Annotated in this window: 17 protein-coding genes; 12 read left to right on the forward strand and 5 right to left on the reverse strand. The window is 67.2% G+C overall.

Annotation, left to right across the window (positions count from 1 at the left end):
- Window positions 1–2 precede the first annotated feature (2 nt).
- From ABW16_RS00280 to ABW16_RS00290, 3 genes are all read right to left on the reverse strand, one after another.
- Window positions 3–3,728 (reverse strand): nitrate reductase subunit alpha, encoded by a 3,726-nt coding sequence (locus ABW16_RS00280; protein WP_047317140.1) that lies wholly within the window; start codon window positions 3,726–3,728, stop codon window positions 3–5.
- Between the two features lie 146 nt (window positions 3,729–3,874).
- Window positions 3,875–4,282, reverse strand: coding sequence for a (deoxy)nucleoside triphosphate pyrophosphohydrolase (locus ABW16_RS00285; protein ID WP_047317141.1), 408 nt, complete (start codon window positions 4,280–4,282; stop codon window positions 3,875–3,877).
- A gap of 38 nt (window positions 4,283–4,320) precedes the next feature.
- The gene (locus ABW16_RS00290; protein ID WP_047317142.1) at window positions 4,321–6,642 is read right to left on the reverse strand and encodes a transketolase-like TK C-terminal-containing protein; all 2,322 of its coding nucleotides are present in this window, start codon (window positions 6,640–6,642) and stop codon (window positions 4,321–4,323) included.
- A 150-nt stretch (window positions 6,643–6,792) separates the two neighbouring features.
- Between ABW16_RS00290 and ABW16_RS00295 the strand changes: the two genes are divergently transcribed.
- Complete coding sequence (locus ABW16_RS00295; RefSeq protein WP_047317143.1) at window positions 6,793–7,275, forward strand: Lrp/AsnC family transcriptional regulator; 483 nt, start codon at window positions 6,793–6,795, stop codon at window positions 7,273–7,275.
- On the opposite strand, the gene ABW16_RS00300 is transcribed toward ABW16_RS00295, so the two are convergent.
- The gene (locus tag ABW16_RS00300) at window positions 7,272–8,291 is read right to left on the reverse strand and encodes an AraC family transcriptional regulator (protein WP_047317144.1); all 1,020 of its coding nucleotides are present in this window, start codon (window positions 8,289–8,291) and stop codon (window positions 7,272–7,274) included. The two genes, ABW16_RS00295 and ABW16_RS00300, sit on opposite strands and share 4 nt — an antisense overlap.
- A gap of 205 nt (window positions 8,292–8,496) precedes the next feature.
- Between ABW16_RS00300 and ABW16_RS00305 the strand changes: the two genes are divergently transcribed.
- The 11 genes from ABW16_RS00305 to ABW16_RS00355 are packed head-to-tail and all read left to right on the forward strand — an operon-like array spanning window position 8,497 to window position 18,056.
- Window positions 8,497–9,069: a VOC family protein gene (locus ABW16_RS00305; protein ID WP_047317145.1), complete on the forward strand. Its 573-nt coding sequence runs from the start codon at window positions 8,497–8,499 to the stop codon at window positions 9,067–9,069.
- 19 nt (window positions 9,070–9,088) lie between these two features.
- On the forward strand, window positions 9,089–9,637 hold the full coding sequence (locus tag ABW16_RS00310) for a flavin reductase family protein (protein ID WP_047317146.1): 549 nt from the start codon (window positions 9,089–9,091) through the stop codon (window positions 9,635–9,637).
- Between the two features lie 31 nt (window positions 9,638–9,668).
- The gene (locus tag ABW16_RS00315; protein WP_047317147.1) at window positions 9,669–10,868 is read left to right on the forward strand and encodes an acyl-CoA dehydrogenase family protein; all 1,200 of its coding nucleotides are present in this window, start codon (window positions 9,669–9,671) and stop codon (window positions 10,866–10,868) included.
- Window positions 10,868–11,941 carry an amidohydrolase family protein gene (locus ABW16_RS00320; protein ID WP_047317148.1) on the forward strand — a complete coding sequence of 358 codons (1,074 nt, stop codon included), beginning with the start codon at window positions 10,868–10,870 and terminating at the stop codon, window positions 11,939–11,941. Before ABW16_RS00315 ends, ABW16_RS00320 begins: the two co-directional genes overlap by 1 nt.
- On the forward strand, window positions 11,938–12,912 hold the full coding sequence (locus tag ABW16_RS00325) for an amidohydrolase family protein (RefSeq protein WP_047317149.1): 975 nt from the start codon (window positions 11,938–11,940) through the stop codon (window positions 12,910–12,912). The genes ABW16_RS00320 and ABW16_RS00325 overlap by 4 nt, the downstream gene beginning before the upstream one ends.
- Before the next feature lie 2 nt (window positions 12,913–12,914).
- Entirely contained in the window at window positions 12,915–13,676 is a 762-nt protein-coding gene (locus ABW16_RS00330; protein ID WP_047317150.1) for a CoA transferase subunit A, read from the forward strand.
- Window positions 13,673–14,332 (forward strand): CoA transferase subunit B, encoded by a 660-nt coding sequence (locus ABW16_RS00335; protein ID WP_047317151.1) that lies wholly within the window; start codon window positions 13,673–13,675, stop codon window positions 14,330–14,332. The genes ABW16_RS00330 and ABW16_RS00335 overlap by 4 nt, the downstream gene beginning before the upstream one ends.
- The gene (locus ABW16_RS00340; RefSeq protein ID WP_047317152.1) at window positions 14,329–15,210 is read left to right on the forward strand and encodes an alpha/beta hydrolase family protein; all 882 of its coding nucleotides are present in this window, start codon (window positions 14,329–14,331) and stop codon (window positions 15,208–15,210) included. Before ABW16_RS00335 ends, ABW16_RS00340 begins: the two co-directional genes overlap by 4 nt.
- Window positions 15,211–15,219: 9 nt before the next feature.
- The gene (locus ABW16_RS00345; RefSeq protein WP_047317153.1) at window positions 15,220–16,098 is read left to right on the forward strand and encodes a fumarylacetoacetate hydrolase family protein; all 879 of its coding nucleotides are present in this window, start codon (window positions 15,220–15,222) and stop codon (window positions 16,096–16,098) included.
- A gap of 14 nt (window positions 16,099–16,112) precedes the next feature.
- Complete coding sequence (locus tag ABW16_RS00350; RefSeq protein ID WP_047317154.1) at window positions 16,113–17,036, forward strand: VOC family protein; 924 nt, start codon at window positions 16,113–16,115, stop codon at window positions 17,034–17,036.
- 21 nt (window positions 17,037–17,057) lie between these two features.
- Window positions 17,058–18,056 carry an amidohydrolase family protein gene (locus ABW16_RS00355; protein ID WP_047317155.1) on the forward strand — a complete coding sequence of 333 codons (999 nt, stop codon included), beginning with the start codon at window positions 17,058–17,060 and terminating at the stop codon, window positions 18,054–18,056.
- A 13-nt stretch (window positions 18,057–18,069) separates the two neighbouring features.
- On the opposite strand, the gene ABW16_RS00360 is transcribed toward ABW16_RS00355, so the two are convergent.
- A complete protein-coding gene (locus ABW16_RS00360; RefSeq protein ID WP_109519430.1) occupies window positions 18,070–18,639 on the reverse strand; it encodes a CAP domain-containing protein in 570 nt (189 codons plus the stop codon).
- Between the last annotated feature and the right edge of the window lie 56 nt (window positions 18,640–18,695).

An 18,695-nucleotide genomic window follows, 5' to 3' on the forward strand; every position in this document is an offset into this window, starting at 1 on the left:
CTTCAGTACCTCACGTCCTGGTTCCGGCGGCGACGCACCACCGTCACCTCGTCGCGCTGGTTTCCGGTGGGGCCCAGGTAGTTGAACGCGAACGCGTGCTGGCCGTAGCCGCCGGCGAGGTGGCTGGGCTTGACCCGGATCCGGGTCAACGAGTTGTGAGTGCCGCCGCGCTTGTTGTTGGTCTCGGCCCGCGGGGTGTCAACGGTGCGCTCCTGCACGTGGTAGACGAACACCACACCTTCCGGCATCCGCTGGCTCACGATCGCGCGCCCCACGAAGATTCCGTTGACGTTGACCGCTTCGATCCAATCATTGTCTTTCACACCGATTTTCGCGGCATCACTCGGGCTCATCCACATGGTGGGGCCGCCGCGGGACAGCGACAGCATGTAGAGGTTGTCCTGGTAGGTGGAGTGGAACGACCACTTCGAGTGCGGGGTCAGGTACCGCACGGTGATCCCGATGCCATCACCGGTCTCACCGAGCTCGGGGGCGTCGAACAGCCGCGCCATGTCCAGCGGCGGGCGGTAGATCGGCAGGTGCTCACCGAGCTCTTCGATCCAGTCGTGCGCGGTGTAGAAGTGCATCCGGCCGGTCAGGGTGTGGAACGGCTTGAGGCATTCGATGTTGATCGTGAAGGGGGCGTAGCGCCGTCCGCCGGTCTCGCTGCCGGACCACTCCGGGCTGGTGACCACCGGCACCGGCCGCGCCTGGGTGTCGGCGTAGGTGATCCGCTTCTCCTCGCTGCCCTCGGACAGGTGCGCCAGCCGCCGGCCGGTGCGCTTCTCCAGCTCCCGGAAGCCCTCCGTCGCGATCCGGCCGTTGGTGGTGCCCGACAGCGCCAGCACGGTGTCGGCCATCCGCGTCGCGGTGGTGAGCGCAGGGCGCCCGGTCCCGGCGCCGGACGTCATCACCCCGAACCTCGCGGCCAGGTCCTCGACCTCTTCATGCGGGAACACGGTGTAGCCCTTGGTGGTCAGACCCAAGGTGTCCACCAGCGGACCAAGTGACTGCCACTTGTCACCGATGGTGGTGTAATCGCGTTCCACCACAGTAACTTTGGGCATGGTCTTGCCCGGAATCGGCGTCTCGCCGCTGCGCAGCCAGTCACGCTCGGTGCCGTCGGGGTAAGCCATCGCATCGGCGGTGTCGTGCTGCATCGCGGTGAGCACCACATCGTTGCGGACGCCGAGGTGCTTAGCCGCCAATGCGCTGAACGTCCGGGCGATCGCGCCGAATGCGTCGTAGTCGCTGCGGGTCTCCCAGGGCGGGTCGATCGCCGCACTGAACGAGTGGACGTAGGGGTGCATATCGGTCGACGACAGGTCGGCCTTCTCGTACCAGGTGGCCGCCGGCAGCACGACGTCGGACATCAGCGTGGTCGAGGTCATCCGGAAGTCGATCGACATGAGCAGGTCCAGCTTGCCCTCGGGAATGTCGCGGTCCCAGCGCACATCGGCGGGTTTCACCCCGCCGGCGGGCGGCTCCCCCATCACGCTGGCGTCGGTGCCCAGCAGGTGCTTGAGGAAGTACTCCCCACCCTTGCCGGAAGCGCCAATGAGGTTGGCCCGCCACACCGTGAGCACCCGCGGCCAGTTCACCGGGTTGTCCGGATCGGTGACCGACAGCTTCAGGTCGCCGGCGGCGAGTTGCTCGGCGATGTACTCCCCCGCATCGCGGCCGGCGGCGTCGGCCTCATCGGCCACATCCAGGCTGGACCGGTCGAACTGCGGATAGAACGGGCTCCAGCCCATCGCGGTGGCCGACGCCAGGATGTCCATGGTGTGCCGGCCATCGAATCGGCCGCGCCCGAGCGGCGTGGTCAGTTTTTCCGCCCCGTAGGCGTCGTAGCGCCACTGGTCGGTGTGTGCGTACCAGTAGGAGGTACCCGGCACTTGTCGCGGCGGCCGCGACCAGTCGTTGCCCGCGGCCATCGTCTGCCATCCGGTCAGCGGGCGCACCTTCTCCTGGCCGACGTAATGCGCCCAGCCGCCGCCGTTGCGTCCCATCGATCCGGTGAGCATCAGCAGCGCCAGCACCGCCCGGTAGGTGGTGTCGCCGTGGAACCACTGGCAGATCCCGCTGCCCATGATGATCATCGACCGTCCGCCGGATTCTTCTGCGTTGCGGGCGAATTCGCGCGCGATCCGGATCGCCTGGGTGGCCGAGACGCCGGTGATCGACTCCTGCCATGCCGGGGTGTTGACCTGCGTGTCGTCGTCGTAACCGGTCGGCCACTCGCCAGGCAGCCAGGGCCGGCGCACCGAGTAGTTCGCCAGCATCAGGTCGAAAACCGTACAGACCAGGTGCTCGCCGACCTGACGCACCGGCACCCCGCGCTCGACGACGGTGCCCTGGCCGCTCACCGTGTCGAAACCGGGCAGCGAGATCAGCGCAGCAGGCTGATCGCCGTTGAGGAATTTCGGGTTCTTGACGGTCAACGCCGGGCGGATATCGCCGAGTTCCAGGTTCCACTTGCCCATGCCCTCGTCGCCCCAGCGGAAGCCCAACGAGCCTTGCGGTACCACCACACCGTCGGTGACCTCGTCCAGCAGGGCCGGCTTGAACGCAGCATTTTCGACATCCTGGCCCAGGTCGGCGGCGGTCAGGTTCTTTCCCGGAACCAGCCGCCCGTCACGCTCCTCCAGCTTGATCAGGAACGGCAGGTCGGTGTAGCGGCGCACGTAGTCGGTGAAGAACGGCACCTCCTGCTTGACGTAGCACTCGGTGAGGATGACGTGGCCCATCGCCATCGCCAGGGCGCCGTCGGTGCCGGCCGCGCACGGCATCCATTCGTCGGCGAACTTGGTGTTGTCGGCGTAGTCGGGGCTGACGGTGACCACCTTGGTGCCCCGGTACCGCACCTCGGCCATCCAGTGCGCGTCGGGCGTGCGGGTGATCGGGACGTTGGAGCCCCACATCATCAGGTAGGCCGCATCCCACCAGTCCCCGGATTCCGGGACGTCGGTCTGGTCGCCGAACACCTGGGGCGAGGCAACCGGCAGGTCGGCGTACCAGTCGTAGAAGGACGTCATCACCCCGCCGAGCAGCTGGATGAAACGCGCCCCGGCCGCGAACGACACCATCGACATCGCCGGAATGGGCGAGAACCCGGCGACCCGGTCCGGGCCGTAGGTCTTGATGGTGTGCACATGGGCGGCCGCGATCATCTCGGTGGCTTCGGCCCAGGACACCCGGACCAGACCGCCCATGCCGCGGGCCTGCTGGTAGCGCCGGCGGCGCTCGGGATCGGCCTGGATGTCCGCCCAGGCCAGCACCGGGTCGCCCAGGCGTGCCTTGGCCTCCCGGAACATCTCAACCAGCGCTCCGCGCGCGTAGGGGTAGCGCACCCGGGTCGGCGAGTAGGAGTACCAGGAGAACGAGGCGCCGCGCGGGCAGCCGCGCGGCTCGTACTCGGGCCGGTCCGGGCCCACCGAGGGGTAGTCGGTGGCCTGGTTCTCCCAGGTGATGATGCCGTCCTTGACGAAGATCTTCCAGGAGCACGAGCCGGTGCAGTTCACCCCGTGGGTGGACCGGACCACCTTGTCGTGACTCCAGCGGTCCCGGTAGAAGATGTCCGCCTCACGCCCGCCCCGGCGGGTGACGGTGCGTAGATCCGGCGAGACCTGGCCCGGGGTGAAGAACCGGCCACTGCGTTCCAGCAGTTCCTCGAGTGGGCCACCGATTCCGGCGGTTCGGCGAGTGGGCGGTCGCGCTGCGCGTGTCATCGGGACTCTCCTTCGCGGGTCACGCACTCCAGCGGCGCAAGTTCAGGGCGGGGCCGCCGCCGCGCACGTTTTCGGACCCGAAATACCAGCGTAGCTAGGTATATCGCTGCGCGACTGAATTCATCGGCAAGATTTACACAGCCTTTTCACCAGAGTGCCCGAGTCAGCTCGCCGAGCCAAGCTCGATCAGCAGGTACCCAGTCAACGTCGGCCAGTTGCACAGCGGTCACCCAGCGCAGGGCCTGATGATCATGGGGGCGTGGCTCGCCGTGCGCCAGGTCGACCAGGTAGGCGCGCAAGGTCGTGCCGTGGCTCAGCACGACGTCGGCGCCGAGGCGCTCCCCCACCGTGATGGCGTCGGCGTCCAGGCCCAGCTCCTCGCCGAGCTCGCGGGCCAGGGCGGCGGGTTCGCTCTCACCGGGCATGACCTTGCCGCCGGGCAGTTCCCAGAGACCGGCCAGCTCCGGCGGACGGCGTCGCTGCGCGATCAGCACCGCGCGCCCGGCCGCGGATTCGGCGATGACGGCTCCGGCGACAACGATCTGGACGGACACGGTGTAGGACCGTATCGCTGTTCTGCAGGTCCTCGGCACTACTCGACGAGATCGAGGGCGGCACGCACGATCGAGTCGGCGTCGATCTGGTGATACCGATAGACGTCGTCGAGGTCACCGGACTGGCCGAAGCTGGTGACCCCCAGCGACGCGGCGGGCACGCGGTTGATCGTCGAAAGAAACGCCAGCGTGTGCGGATGCCCGTCCACAACGGTGACGATCGGTGCGGCCCGGTCGGCCGGGAAGACCTGGTCCAGGATCCACGAGGGCGCCTCGGCCAGGCCGCGCCGGGCCTGCATCGCTTCGAAGATGCGTCCCGGACTGGTGATGCAGACCACCTCGGCGGCAATGCCGAGGACGCCGAGGCGTTCGGCTGCCTGCAGGGTCTCGGTGATCATCGCGCCCATTCCGGCGAGCATGATTGCGGGCCGCACGCAACTGCGCAAGGTGTAGGCGCCGGCCAACACCTGCCGGCGGCGGCGATCCCGCGCGGCGGGGTCCGTCGGCACCGCGGCCAAGGTCTGGTCGACCGGGCGGGTGGACAGCCGCAGGTATGACGAGCTGCCACCGGGTCGTCCGAGCCGCGAGATGCTCTCCAGCAGCATCCACTCCACCTCGATGGCGAACGCCGGCTCGTAACCGACGCAGCCGGGCTGCTCGAGTCCGATCGAGGGGGTCTTGACGGATTGGTGCGCCCCGCCCTCGGGGGCCAAACTCACCCCGGCCGGCGTGCCGACCAGGATGGACTGCCCGCCGGCGTAGATCCCATAGGACCACGGCTCCAGCGCGCGCTCGACGAACGGGTCATAGAGAACGCCGATCGGAAACAGCGGTTGACCCCATCGGCTCCACGTCGCACCGAGTTCGCCCATCAGCCCGACCAGGTTGACCTCGGCGATCCCCAGTTCCATGTGCTGGCCGGTCGGCTTCTCCCGCCAGTGCATGATCGTTTCGGCGTCGTCGGCGAACCAGTCGTGACGCTCGCTCGGCGACCACACGCCGACCTTGTTGAGCCATCCGGCCAGATTCGTCGACGAGCTGACGTCGGGGCTGACGGTGACGATGCGCCGAGCGGCCTCCGGCGCCTCTCGGGTCACGTCCAGCAGCGTGCGGCCGAGCGCGGCCTGCGTCGTCGACGTACCCGACGGGGTGCGCCCGATATCCACGGGAAGTGGTGGCGGCGGGATGGGGGCGAGGTCGTCGCGGTGCATGCGCGCGGCCGCCGCGGCGCACAGCCGGCCGGCCGGAGTGTCGGGGCCGAACCGTTGCCAGGGCCGTTCGGGATTCATTCCCAGGCTGGCCGCCAGTTCGCCGAACTGTTCGACGGTCAGCAGTGACGAATGGTTCTGTGGATGCCCCTCGGTGGGCAGGCCATAGCCTTTGATGGTGTAGGCGATGATCACCGTCGGACGGGTGTCGTCGATCTGTGCGTAGGCCGCGCGCAGCGCGTCCAGATCGTGCCCGCCGAGGTTGCGAATCGCGCGGCAGAGGGTGTCGTCGTCGAGGTCGCTGATCACCGCGGTGATGGCCTCGGCGTCGGGACCGGCCCCGGGCAGCCGGCTGCGCAGCTGCTCGGCATCGCATCGCAGCAGCCGCTGATATTCCGGATTGGGCATCTGCAGGATCCGGGCGCGCAGCACCGCGCCTCCCGGCCGGGCGAAAATCGATTCGAGCAGCGTCCCGAACGTCACGGTGATGACCTGCCAGCCGGCCGCGGCGAACATGCTCTCCAGCCGTCCCGCGGCGATGTTGGGGACCACCCGGTCCAGCGACTGCCGGTTCAGGTCCACGATCCAGACGATCTCGCCCAGTTCACGCACGGCCGGGTCCAGGATCGCCTCCCACACCGCGCCCTCGTCCAGTTCGGCGTCGCCGAGCAGTGAGTACTGCCGGCCGGACCCGGAGTCGGCGATGGCGCCGTTGAGGTAGCGCCGGGCGATGGCACCCCAAATCGGTGCTGTGGCACCGATTCCCACCGAGCCGGTCGAATAGTCAACGGGATCGGGGTCTTTGGATCTGCTGGGGTAGGCCTGGAGGCCACCGAACGAGCGCAGCGTGGTCAGATACTTCTCGTCGAGCCGGCCCAGCAGGTAGTTGATCGCGTGCAGCACCGGTGATGCGTGGGGTTTGACCGAGACCCGATCTCCGGGCTGCAGATGCTCGAACCAGAGCGAGGTCATGATCGACACCATCGACGCCGAGGACGCCTGGTGACCGCCGACCTTCAGTCCCGAAGCATTCGGGCGGACCCGGTTGGCGTGGTGGATCATCGCCGTGGACAGCCACAGCACGCGGCGCTCGATGTCGGTGAGGGCGTCGACGCCGAGCGTCTGACCGGGCGCGAACGGCAAAGCGGTCATCTGGCGGCTCCTGGGGTTGCAGGGACGAACCCGTCCTTGGCAGAAGATGGGTCAAGTGCACCAACAACACCGCGAATTGACAATTGCATCGATATAGTCTGATCAAATTGCACTCCTACCGGTCGCAACGGGGAAGACGAGGTAGTCAGAATGCCAAGCCGGAGCACTGCCGACGCGATCGATGCACGGTTGTTGCTGGCACTCAACGCCGATCCCCGCGCCGCCACCGTCGCGCTGGCCGAGCAGACCGGGGTATCCCGCAACACAGCCCAGGCGCGACTGGCTCGTTGGTCCGAGACCGGCGCCCTGGCACGATTCGAGCGCACCGTCACTCCGGACTTCCTGGGCTATCCCCTACGCGCCTTTGTCCTGACCAACGTCAAGCAACGACTGCTGCGCGAAGTCGCCGCCGCGCTGGCCGAGGTGCCGGAAATCGTTGAGGTCCACGGCCTCAGCGGCGTCGCCGACCTGCTGGTTCAGGTGGTGGCACGCGACGCCGACGACCTCTATCGGATCGCCGGGCAGATTCTCGGCATCCGCGGGGTCAAACGCACGAACACCGCGCTGGTGATGCGAAACCTCGTCGACTTCCGCCTGACCCCGTTGATCGAACGACTGGCCGCCGACGGCTAACGGTTACGCAAGGTCCGCGACGGGGTTTCGCCGAATCGTCGTTCGTAGTGCAGGGCGAAGCGGCCGAGGTGATTGAAGCCCCACCGGTAGGCCACCTCACTGACCGTGACCGTGTCACTCCGGTCGATGAGGTCCGCTCGCGCACCGTCCAGCCTTGCGTTGCGCAGGTATTGCGCCGGACTGGTATCGAACTCGTCGCGAAACAGCTTCTGTAACTGCCGTACCCCCACACCGGCAGCCTCGGCCAAGTCGACGACGGTGTACTGCGCACCGGGCGCTTCGGCGATGAGATCGACCACCTTGCGCAGCGCCGACGAGCACGCGCGCGTCCCGCCGCGCCGGATGACGTCGCTCATCGAGTGCGGCTGGCCGGCCAGCAACCCGGCGATCACCGCCCGCTCGAGATAGCGGGTCTGCGCGGCCAATGCGGCGTCCGGAACGAAGCCCGGGCGTGCCACGGTGTCCAGCAGCAGCTGGATCATCGACCGCCATCGCGCCCCGGCAGGCGCGGTGAGGTCGAAACCGATGTCGAAGCGCACCCGCTGATCCACGGGCCGGCCGAGAATGCACGCCAGCTCACGCTCCAGCGCCGTCCGGTCGATCTTGATGCTGACCTGAGTGGTGGCCGCGGGCCACGAGTTCACCACGGTGTGTTCGCCGGGGCTGTACACCGCGGCACAGTTCGGGGTGGCGATGAGTTCCTGTGCGCCGCAGCGGGTTGCGGCCGAACCGACCAGGGGCATATCGACGTGGTAGCCGCCCATGTCGCCGGGATCAATCGACACCTCAGCACCGAAATGGACGATCCCGATGGTCAAGTCGGTCAGCCGGAATGCCGACATCTGTGCATCGGTCAGCCGAGCGTCGGGACCCACCAGTTCCAGCCGCGCCGGGTAGTAGACGTCGTTGACGGTATCGCGGTAGACGTCAAAATCGTCGGTGGCGCAGACAACCGTCCGCCGTTCCCTGCCCTGCAGGTTGGTCGGCGAGGTGTCCAGATCCGGCACCGTTGACATTGCCTACCTCGTAGTCGTCGCCCGTGCACCACATGGTACGGGTCGGCGGCCGATCGCCTCGGACGAATGGTGGACCGATCGCCGCAGGTGCCAATGGTCGCGTAGCGGACAAGGCATCGCGCAAAGTGGATATTGCGGATCGTCGGGCCGTCCTAGCCTCGGTCACATCACAAACGTGACCTGGCTAACAGGAGGTTGGTCCGCGGTGTCGGCTAAGCCCAGATTCGCCCACGTCGTCTTTCAGACCAGCCAACCCGAACAGATGCGGGACTGGTACTGCGCGGTGCTCGACGGCCACGTGGTGTACGAGGACCACCAGTTGTGCTTTGTCACCTACGACGACGAACACCACCGGGTGGCGCTGCTCAAAGCGCCGCAACCCTTGCAGGCGAAAAGCGCGACAGCCGCCTACGCCCATCACGTCGCCTACACATTCGAGCACCTCGACGACCTGCTGGACCGGTATTCCGCCTTGCGCGACAACGGCATTTCCCCTGCGGTGTCCATCGCGCACGGGGTGACGACGTCGTTGTACTACCGCGATCCCGACCGCAACTTCGTGGAGTTGCAGATCGACAACCTCGACCCGCAAGCGGCTACCGACTACATGATGCACAGCCCCGAGTACGCCGACGATTCCTACGGCCCGGCGTTCGATCCGGAAGCGATGCTGGTCGCCCGCCGCGCCGGAGCCGGCGTCGAAGAACTCACCAGCCGGGCTTGGGCTCTGCAAGCCGGCTTGCCCCACCCCAAGCCGATCCTCACCGGCGCCGAGTAACGCACGGAAAGTCACCATCATGTCCAGCACACAGCACAGCACCGTCGGGGTCGAACGCCAACGCGCACTCGAACTGATGGCCGGGGTCTGCACACCGGTGACCATCGTGACCACCAGCGACGATCAGGGACCGCACGGGGCCACCGTCAGCTCTTTCGCCGGGCTGTCGCTCGAGCCTCCGCTGGTCACCGTGGCCTTCGAACGTCGATCGTCGCTGCTGCAGCGGATCCTGGGCACCGGCCGTTTCGGGGTCAACCTGCTCGGGCACGGTCAGGACGAGCTGGCGATGCTGTTCGCCCGCCGGGACGCCGATCGCTTCGCCGGCACGCCGTGGCATTACGACGCCGGCCTGCCGCGCATCGACGGAAGTGCCGGCTGGGCCGCATGCGACCTGTACGACACCATGCCGGGCGGCGACCATCTGCTGCTGGTCGGCCTGGTAACCCGAACCCAGCATGCTCAGCTGCCGCCCCTGATCTATGCCCACCGCACCTTCGGCACGCACTCGCGTCACGCCGAGCGGCCCCGCCGCCCCATCGTCGACCAGATCACTGCGTGCTCGAACTGAGCACGGCAATCCCGAGAGGAAACAACCGCCAATGACAACCGTCGACGCAGCCGTCACCATCCCCACCACCGCCGAGTTGGTCTCGCGGATCCAGGAACTTCAGCCCCTGATCGCCAAGAACGCCGCGCAGGGTGAAGCCGAGCGCCGCGTGGTCGAGGAGTCCATCACCGCACTCACCGACGCCGGAGCCTTCAAGATCGCCCAGCCGCGCCGCTACGGAGGCTACGAGACCTCGATGCGCACCATGCTCGACGTGTCCTCGGCGGTCGCCGAGGCCGACGGCGGAACGTCCTGGGTGGTCACCCTGTGCAATGTCTGCGCGTGGATGACCGGGCTGTTCCCCGAGCAGGCCCAGAACGACGTATGGGCCGAGACTCCCGAGGCGAAAGTGTCCGGCGTGCTTGCACCGACCGCGGAGGCGGTCAAGGTGGACGGCGGCTTCCGGGTGACCGGCCGGTGGTTCTACAACTCCGGCTCCTGGCACGCCGACTGGGCGGTGCTCGGGATCCCGATCACCGACGAGGCCGGTGAGACCGTCGACCAGGGTCTGGCGCTGGTCCCCTACACCGATCTCCAGCTGGAGGACACCTGGTTCGTCGCCGGCATGAAATCGAGTGGCTCCAACTGTCTGGTCGCCACCGACGTGTTCGTGCCCGAGCACCGAATCGTCTCTGTGCCCAAGACGATCGCCGGCGACCACGCCACCGAGCATTCGGAGGAAGCGCTCTACCGGTCGGCGTTCGTCCCGCTGCTGTCGCTGGTGCTGGCCGGCCCCCAGCTCGGCATGGGCCGAAAGGCGCTGGAAATCGTTCGGGAGAAGGCGCCCGGAAAGCCGGTCTCCTACACCTTCTACACCTCCCAATCCGACTCGGTGGCGTTCCAGTTGCAGCTTGCGAAGGCCGCGATGATGATCGACACCGCGCATCTGCACGCCTACCGTGCCGCCGAGGCCATCGATGCCGCCGCCGCAGCCGGCGTCTTCCCCGATGAGCTCGCCCGCGCCCGCGTTCGCGCCGACACCGGTTGGGTCCTCGACAACGTCACCAAGGCGATCGATATCCTGCTCAGCGCGCACGGCGCGGGCAGCTTCGCGGACGTCAATCCACTGCAACGTATTTGGCGAGACTCCAACGTTGCTGCGCGCCACGCGGTGGTCACCCCGGCCATCGGATACGAGATCTACGGCAAGGCACTGCTCGGCCGCGACGATCAGATCACCCCGCTGATCTGATGAAGACCGCGCTGAGAAATGTTCGGGTGTTCGACGGCTCTGCGCTGACCGAGCCGGTGACCGTCGTGATCGACGACGCGGTGATCGGCAGCGACGCCGCCGGGGCTGAGATCGTCGACGGTGCCGGCGGTGTGCTGCTCCCGGGTCTCATCGACGCCCACATTCACCTGCATGACATCGAGACACTGCAGCGCATGTGCGCTTACGGGGTGACCACCGCACTCGACATGGCGACCTGGCCGTCGGCGAGGGTCGACGGCCTGCGACATCAGCACGGGTGCACCGACATCCGCAGCGCCGGGACGCCGGCCACAACGTCGGGCAGCACGCACAGCCACATTCCCGGTTTTCCGGCCGCCGGCTTCGTCGACACCCCGGATGCGGCAGCGCAGTTCGTCGCCGAGCGAATCGATGCCGGTTCGGATTACATCAAGATCATCGCCGACAGTCCGGGACCGGACCAGTCCACGATGGACGCACTGGTCATCGCCGCTCACGACCGAGGCAAGCAGACCATCGTGCACGCCACCGCCACCCCCACCTTCGCGATGGCGGTGACCGCCGGCGCCGACATGATCACCCACGTTCCCCTCGACCACCCGCTCGATGCATCGATCATCGGTCGGATGGCCGCGGCCGGCACACTGGCGATCCCGACCTTGACCATGATGGAGGGGATCGCCGCGAAGATCGGAGCGGTGGCCGGGCTCGACTACGCGGCGGCACGCTCGAGCGTCACCGCCATGTATGAGGCCGGCATTCCGATCCTCGCCGGTACCGATGCCAATGCCACTCCGGGCGTACCGTTTTCACCGCGGCACGGTGAGAGTCTGCACCACGAACTCGAACTTCTGGTCGACTCCGGCCTGTCCACGACTGATGCCCTGCGCGCCGCGACCTCGTTGCCGGCCCGATGTTTCGGGCTCAGTGACCGTGGCGTGGTGGCGCCGGGCTACCGCGCGGACCTCATCCTGCTCGACGGCGATCCACTGGCCGACATTCGTGCCACCCGCAACATCCGGCGAGTCTGGTGTGCGGGAATGCAGACGACCCCCGACGGGCGTTTGACGTGACCAACACCCGCATCGACGTGCACACCCACTACCTGGGCGGCTCGGTTCAGCGCTTGTTCAACTCGGGATTCACGCTGCGCGGTGGATACAAGATGTCGGTCCAGTGGTCTCCTTCGGCAGCCATCGAGTTCATGGAACGTCATCACATCGCCACCCAACTCCTCTCGGTGCCATGGGCATTCACCAGCAGACCCGACGACCCCGAGTTCGCGACCAGGTTCTGCCGACAGGTGAACGAAGAATATGCCGCACTGATCGCCGATTACCCCGGCCGATTCGGTGCGTTCGCCGCCATTCCAGCCGATGACCCGGAGCACGCGCTGTCGGAGGTCGCGTACGCGCTCGACGTGCTGGGCCTCGACGGCGTTCTGTTGTCCAGCAACGCCGCCGGCCACTATCTCGGCGGAGATTTCTACGCGCCGATCCTGGCCGAGCTGGCACGCCGGCAAGTACCCGCCTTCGTGCATCCCGCGGACTGTCCCCACATCGCCGACCTCGGGTTCGGCCGTCCCAGCTCGATCATCGAATTCCCCTGCGACACCGCACGCACCGTCACCGATGCGATCTACTCCGGTGTCTTCCAGCGGCACCCCGATCTGATACTGATCCTCGCGCACTGCGGCGGGGTGTTGCCCACCCTGGGCTGGCGGATCGCCGAACACACGCAGATGGGGCGAGGTCCTGCCGACGCCGAGATCGACCCCGCGCATGTGCGCGAAGCGCTGCGAGGCCTCTATTACGAGACCGCGCTGGCCGGCAGTCGCAACTCCCTGCTGCCGACACTGGAAGTCACCACGGCCGATCATGTGCTATTCGGCACCGACTGGCCCGCCGCACCAGAGCCGACAGTGGCGACGAATATCGCCAACCTCACCGGCTTCTCGGGCTGGGCCGACGGGCAGCTGGCACGGGTCGAGGCAACCAACGCTGCCGCGCTGTTCCGCCGATTCGCCTCGGCGGTCCAGCCATGACGATGGCCACGGTCTTCACCACAGCGGCCGAAGCGGTCGCCGACATCACCTCGGGTTCGTCGCTGGCCGTCGGCGGTTTCGGGCTGTGCGGCATTCCCGACGAGTTGATCGCCGCGATCGCGGCCGGCGATGCCACCGATCTCGAAGTGTTCTCCAACAACTGCGGCGTCGACGACCACGGCCTGGGAGTCCTGTTGAGCGCCGGCCGGATTCGCCGCATCACCGCCTCCTACGTCGGCGAGAACAAGGAATTCGCTCGCCAGTACCTCGCCGGCGAGGTCGAGGTGGAACTGACTCCGCAGGGCACCCTCGCCGAGAGACTGCGCGCCGGCGGCACGGGTGTCCCGGCGTTCTATACGCCGGCCGGCGTCGGCACGATGGTCGCCGACGGCGGGCTGCCCTGGCGGTACAGCGCCGACGGCTCGGTGGCAGTCGCCTCTCTCGCCAAGGAGGTCCGAGATTTCCGCGGGAAGCCCTATGTGCTCGAAGAATCCATCACCGCCGACTTCGCCCTGGTGCACGCCCACACCGCCGACACCGACGGCAATCTGGTGTTCAACAAGGCGGCCCGCAATTTCAATCCGCTGGTGGCGATGGCCGGTCGGATCTGCATCGCACAGGTGGAGCATCTGGTGGAGTCGGGTGCACTCGATCCCGACCACGTGCACCTACCCGGTATCTTCACCGCGCGGATCGTGCACACCGGCGCACAGGACAAACGCATCGAAAAACGCACCACCCGAGCCGGGGCGGCGAGCTCATGACCAGACCCGCCCAGATCGGCTACACCCGCGATCAGATCGCCGCACGCGCCGCACGCGAGTTGCGGTCCGGAGAGTATGTCAACCTCGGCATCGGACTGCCGACTCTGATCCCCGATTACCTGGATGACGACGTGACCGTCGTATTGCATTCGGAGAACGGGATTTTGGGCACCGGTCGTTACCCGGTCGAAGATCTTGTCGACGCGGATCTGATCAATGCCGGCAAGGAGACCGTGACCGTCAACCCGGGTGCGGCATTCTTCGACTCCGCGCTGTCGTTCGGGATGATCCGCGGCGGGCACATCGACACCGCAGTGCTGGGCGCCATGCAGGTCTCCGCTGACGGCGATCTCGCCAATTGGATGGTGCCCGGCGCCATGGTCAAGGGCATGGGCGGCGCCATGGACCTGGTGCACGGCGCGCGCCGGGTGATCGTCGTGATGGAGCACACCGACCGTGACGGCAACCCCAAACTTGTTGAGCAGTGCACGCTTCCGCTGACCGGCCGAGGTGTGGTGCACCGCGTCATCACCAACCTTGCCGTCATCGATGTCACGCCGACCGGATTCGTATTGCGGGAATGCGCACCGGGCGTCACCGAGCAACAGGTACGCACCGCGACTGCGGCGCCACTGGCCCACCGAGGAGAAGCATGAACACCGTGACCGCCCAGGTCGATGCGACCCGCGTCGCCGGGCGCCGCTACCCGGCTGCCCACCCGGCGGCGGACGCACCGCTGCTGGTGACACTGCACGGCGGCCTGTTCACCGGCCGCTACTTCGAGGTGGCCGGTTCTGCGGCCGGCTCGTTTGTCGACATCGCCAACCGCAACGGTTTTGACGTCCTGGTCATCGATCGGCCGGGCTACGGCGACAGCGGCCAGCCGGCAGACGATTACGATTACGCCTTCGCCGAACAGGCCCGCGTCCTCGACGCGGCGCTTGCCGACCTGCTCGCCGGCTGCGACAACCCGCCGGTCGTGCTGGTCGGGCACTCCGTGGGCGGCATGATCGCCTTCGAGATCGCCGCACGCGGCCCGGCGTGGAACCTGGTCGGCCTGGCGGCCACGGGGATGGGCGCACGTATCCCGACGGGTGGGGCCGCCGAGCAACTCGGCGCCCTTCCGCTGTCCGGTGTCGTCGACGTCCCGATCGCCGAGCGGGAAAACCTCTGGTACGGGCCTCCCGGCTCCTACACGACTACCGGTGTGGCCGCTGCCCGCAGCTCATACGCACCGGCCCCCATGATCGAGCTGACCACCGCGCCGAAGTGGGCGGCGAGCCGTCTCGACGCGGTGGCGCCGGCGATCGCCGTTCCGATCTACCACGCGCTCGCGGAATTCGATGCGCTCTGGGACGGCTCGACCGAGGCACGGCAGACCTTCCTGGCGAAATTCACCCCGCAGCAACGCGTTCACTCCGAGATCGTCGACGGGGTGGGGCACTGCATCGACCACCACCTGATCGGCGCGTCCGTCCACTACCGGCAGCTGGCTTTCGCGCACGAATGCGCGTACCAGAACAACCACCACTGAAGGAGTTTCATGCGTCTCGCCAACCTCGACAATCGGGCCAGCCTGGTGATCGGCGACACCGGCGCCGAAAAGGCCATCGATATCGCCACGGCATCCGACGGGCGTTTCGGCCCCGATCTCGTTTCCGTGTACGACGCCTGGGAGCAGGTCACGGCGTGGGCGGCCGGCCTGGACTCCGGCGCGCTGACCGGTGCGGTGCCGGTGGATCGCCGGCGCCTGGGCCCGCCGTCGCCCGCTCCGCGACAGGTGCTGGCGGCCGGACTCAATTACCGCTCGCACGCCGCGGAGTCCGGTTTCGAGCTGCCCACCGAAATGCCGCCGGTGTTCACCAAGTACGTCTCCAGCTTCACCGGCCCCGACTCCGAGGTCGTCATCCCGGCCGGCGGCAATGTGGACTGGGAGGTCGAACTGGTGGCCGTCGTCGGTCGCGAAGCCCGCCGGATCGACGCCGACCAGGGTCTGTCGTATGTCGCTGGATTCACTGTGGGGCAAGATATCTCGGAGCGGATATCCCAGCTCCGCGGCCCGGCGGCACAGTTCGGCCTCGGGAAGTCCTTCCCCGGTTTCGCGCCGCAGGGGCCGTGGCTGGTGACACTCGACGAGTTCAGCAATCCCGACGATCTGGAGCTGGGCTGCACCATCGACGGGGAAGAGGTCCAAAAGGCCCGCACCGGCGACCTGATCTTCAGTGTCGGAACCCTGATCGCCATGCTGTCGCAGAACCTGACTCTGTATCCCGGCGACGTCGTCTTCACCGGGACACCGGCCGGCGTCGGGTTCGGCCTCGAACCACCGCGGTACCTGCGCGCCGGCGAGCGCCTCGACAGCTGGATCGAAGGCATCGGCGAGTTGCACCAGACTTTCATCGCCGACACCCGCAGCCATTAGCGGGTTGGGCAATCGTGGCTCTGCACCGATTGAGTTCGGTCGCCATCGGCGTTCCCAATGTCGACGAAACAGCTTCCTACTACGCCGAATTCGGGCTGTTGCGGCACAGCGACGGCTGGTTCAGCACCCGCGACGGCGGCCGGCAGCTGCAGGTGCTGCCGGCGCCCACCCGTCGGCTGATCGAGATGCGGGTCGGTGCCGATGACGGCGACGATATCGACCGCGTCGCGGCCGGTCTGGACCATCTCGGTGTCACCGCAACCCGCGACGACCACAGCGTGACCGCGGTCGACAACGCGACCGGGGTACGGGCGACTGTCGAGGTCACCGCCCGGCTGAACCAACCCGCCGCCGCTACAACGTCGTACAACGGCCCGGGCCGTGTCGTACGGCAGGATGCTCGCGCCCCCGGCGTGCTGCGCACCGGTCCGGTGCGCCCCCGCAAGCTCGGCCACGCCGTGATCGGCACCACCGATCTCGCGGTCACCCAGTCGTTCTTCGTCGACGGGCTCGGCTTCAAAGTCAGCGACGTGATCAAGGGCGCCGGAGCGTTCCTGCGTTGCTCGACCGACCACCACAACGTGCTGGTGCTCAAGGCGCCGGTGGCGTTTCTGCACCACACCTCCTGGCAGGTCGACGACGTCGACGATGTCGGACGCGGCGCGACCGCGATGCTCGAGAATCATCCGGAGCGACACGTCTGGGGGTTGGGCCGCCACCACGCCGGGTCGAATTTCTTCTGGTACCTCAAAGACCCTGCCGGCAATTTCAGTGAGTACTACGCGGACATGGACTGCATCGTCGATGATCAGCTGTGGACGCCGGAGACGCTCGAGGGCGCCCGGGGGCTGTTCAACTGGGGTCCACCGCCGCCGCCGTCCTTTTTGGCCCCGGACGACCTCGCTGCGCTGATGACCGGCGCCCACAGCGGTGGCTGATCAGGGCAGGAGGGAATCCCGTTGCGCATCGTCACCGTCGAGGAGCATTTTCATCACCCCCAAGCCGTCGCACGTGTACTGGAGATAGCCGGGCCAGGGCCCATCGTTCCCGACGACGGGTTCGGTAGTTTCCTGCGGGATTTCATGCCTGACCGGGACTCGGCGGAGCGGCTGGCCGGCAACCGGCTGACCCACATGGACCGCGTCGGTATTGACGTGCAGGTTGTCTCGCACGGCGCAAACAGTCCCGGCAATCTCGACCATCCTGAGGCCGTCGAGCTGTGCAGAATGGTCAACGATTCGCTCGCCCAGCAGATATCGGAGCATCCCGACCGCTTTCGGGGGTTCGCGACCCTCCCGCTGCACAACCCGGCTGCCGCCGCCGACGAACTGAAGCGCTGCGTCAACGAACTGGGCTTCGTCGGTGCACTCATCTCCGGAACGTGCGGCGGGCGGTTCCTCGACGACGAGCGATATGACCTCGTCCTCGCCGCAGCCGAGACCGTTGACCTGCCCATCTACGTCCACCCGGGAGTGCCGGAGGACCCGGTATCGCACGCCTATTACGCCGGCGCCTGGCCGGCTGCGCTGCATTTCCTGTTCTCCGGCCCGGCATTCGGCTGGCACGCCGAGGCGGGCGTCCACATCCTGCGGTTGATCCTGTCCGGGGCGCTGGATCGCCACCCCGGTCTGAAGCTGCTGAGCGGTCACTGGGGCGAATTCGTCGCCGGCTGGCTCGACCGCCTTGACGAGGCGGTCGCCTGGGGCGGCGCCCACCTGGAACGCCCGGTGAGCACCTACTACCGCGAACAGGTGTGGGCCACACCGTCGGGGATGTACAACCAGAACCAGCTGAACTTCATCGTCGCCGAGATCGGCGCCGAACGGATCATCTACTCCGAGGACTTCCCCTACATCGTCCGCGACAATGTCACGGAATTCCTTGAGCAGGCCCGCCTCACCGATGCGCAGCGGCACGCGATCGCACACGGCAATGCCGAGGCTGTGATGGGGGTCTAGTCCCTGCGAAGGCTCAGTTGCTCGGCGGATAACCGGGCGGGGGGTAGTTGCCTCGCAGAATCCAGGGCAACCATCTGAAGCCGAATTCCAGTTCGTCGCTGGCGTCGTAATCGGGGCTGGGATCGAGCGGAAAGTTCTCCGACTCCAGGTACGGAGGCGTCCCTCCGGCCGGCTGGCCGTAGACGGCCACCACCACGGTGCGGTCCAGACTGTTCTCCGACCACACCCCGATCGCACTGTTGGCGCAGTCCGACATCACGGCGAACGAGGTCGGGTCGTAATACCACCGGTTGAGCAGCTCGAGTCCGCTGATGGCCAGCGCGGGGTTGATCGCCACGGTCTGGGCGACGTTGCCCTGGAATCCGGCGGCCTGGGCGCGGCTTTGCGGAGTGGAACCGTCGGATCCGATATCTCCGTCCAGAGCCCGATTGTTCAGCACGTCGACCGCGTGCCACTGCGCCGCCAACTGCAGTTGCGGACTGATTCGCACGTCGTTGGTACAGCCCGCTTGATGTTGGATGGTGTAGACGTTGGCGACCATGCCGTCGTTGAGTCTCTTGTTGTCGGCATGCGCGACCGGCATCGCCGGCCCCGCACCGAGGACGGCCGTAGCTGTGATCGAAACCCCCAATATTCCGA

The organism is Mycolicibacter heraklionensis (assembly GCF_001021505.1).
Classification (GTDB): domain Bacteria; phylum Actinomycetota; class Actinomycetes; order Mycobacteriales; family Mycobacteriaceae; genus Mycobacterium; species Mycobacterium heraklionense.

Excerpts from the sequence above, each read along its gene's own strand:
- ABW16_RS00280 (WP_047317140.1), bottom strand. The coding sequence starts at position 3,728 with ATGACACGCGCAGCGCGACCGCCCACTCGCCGAACCGCCGGAATCGGT.
- ABW16_RS00290 (WP_047317142.1), bottom strand. The coding sequence starts at position 6,642 with ATGACCGCTTTGCCGTTCGCGCCCGGTCAGACGCTCGGCGTCGACGCC.
- ABW16_RS00295 (WP_047317143.1), top strand. The coding sequence starts at position 6,793 with ATGCCAAGCCGGAGCACTGCCGACGCGATCGATGCACGGTTGTTGCTG.
- ABW16_RS00300 (WP_047317144.1), bottom strand. The coding sequence starts at position 8,291 with ATGTCAACGGTGCCGGATCTGGACACCTCGCCGACCAACCTGCAGGGC.
- ABW16_RS00310 (WP_047317146.1), top strand. The coding sequence starts at position 9,089 with ATGTCCAGCACACAGCACAGCACCGTCGGGGTCGAACGCCAACGCGCA.
- ABW16_RS00315 (WP_047317147.1), top strand. The coding sequence starts at position 9,669 with ATGACAACCGTCGACGCAGCCGTCACCATCCCCACCACCGCCGAGTTG.
- ABW16_RS00320 (WP_047317148.1), top strand. The coding sequence starts at position 10,868 with ATGAAGACCGCGCTGAGAAATGTTCGGGTGTTCGACGGCTCTGCGCTG.
- ABW16_RS00330 (WP_047317150.1), top strand. The coding sequence starts at position 12,915 with ATGGCCACGGTCTTCACCACAGCGGCCGAAGCGGTCGCCGACATCACC.
- ABW16_RS00335 (WP_047317151.1), top strand. The coding sequence starts at position 13,673 with ATGACCAGACCCGCCCAGATCGGCTACACCCGCGATCAGATCGCCGCA.
- ABW16_RS00340 (WP_047317152.1), top strand. The coding sequence starts at position 14,329 with ATGAACACCGTGACCGCCCAGGTCGATGCGACCCGCGTCGCCGGGCGC.
- ABW16_RS00345 (WP_047317153.1), top strand. The coding sequence starts at position 15,220 with ATGCGTCTCGCCAACCTCGACAATCGGGCCAGCCTGGTGATCGGCGAC.
- ABW16_RS00360 (WP_109519430.1), bottom strand. The coding sequence starts at position 18,639 with ATGCCGGTCGCGCATGCCGACAACAAGAGACTCAACGACGGCATGGTC.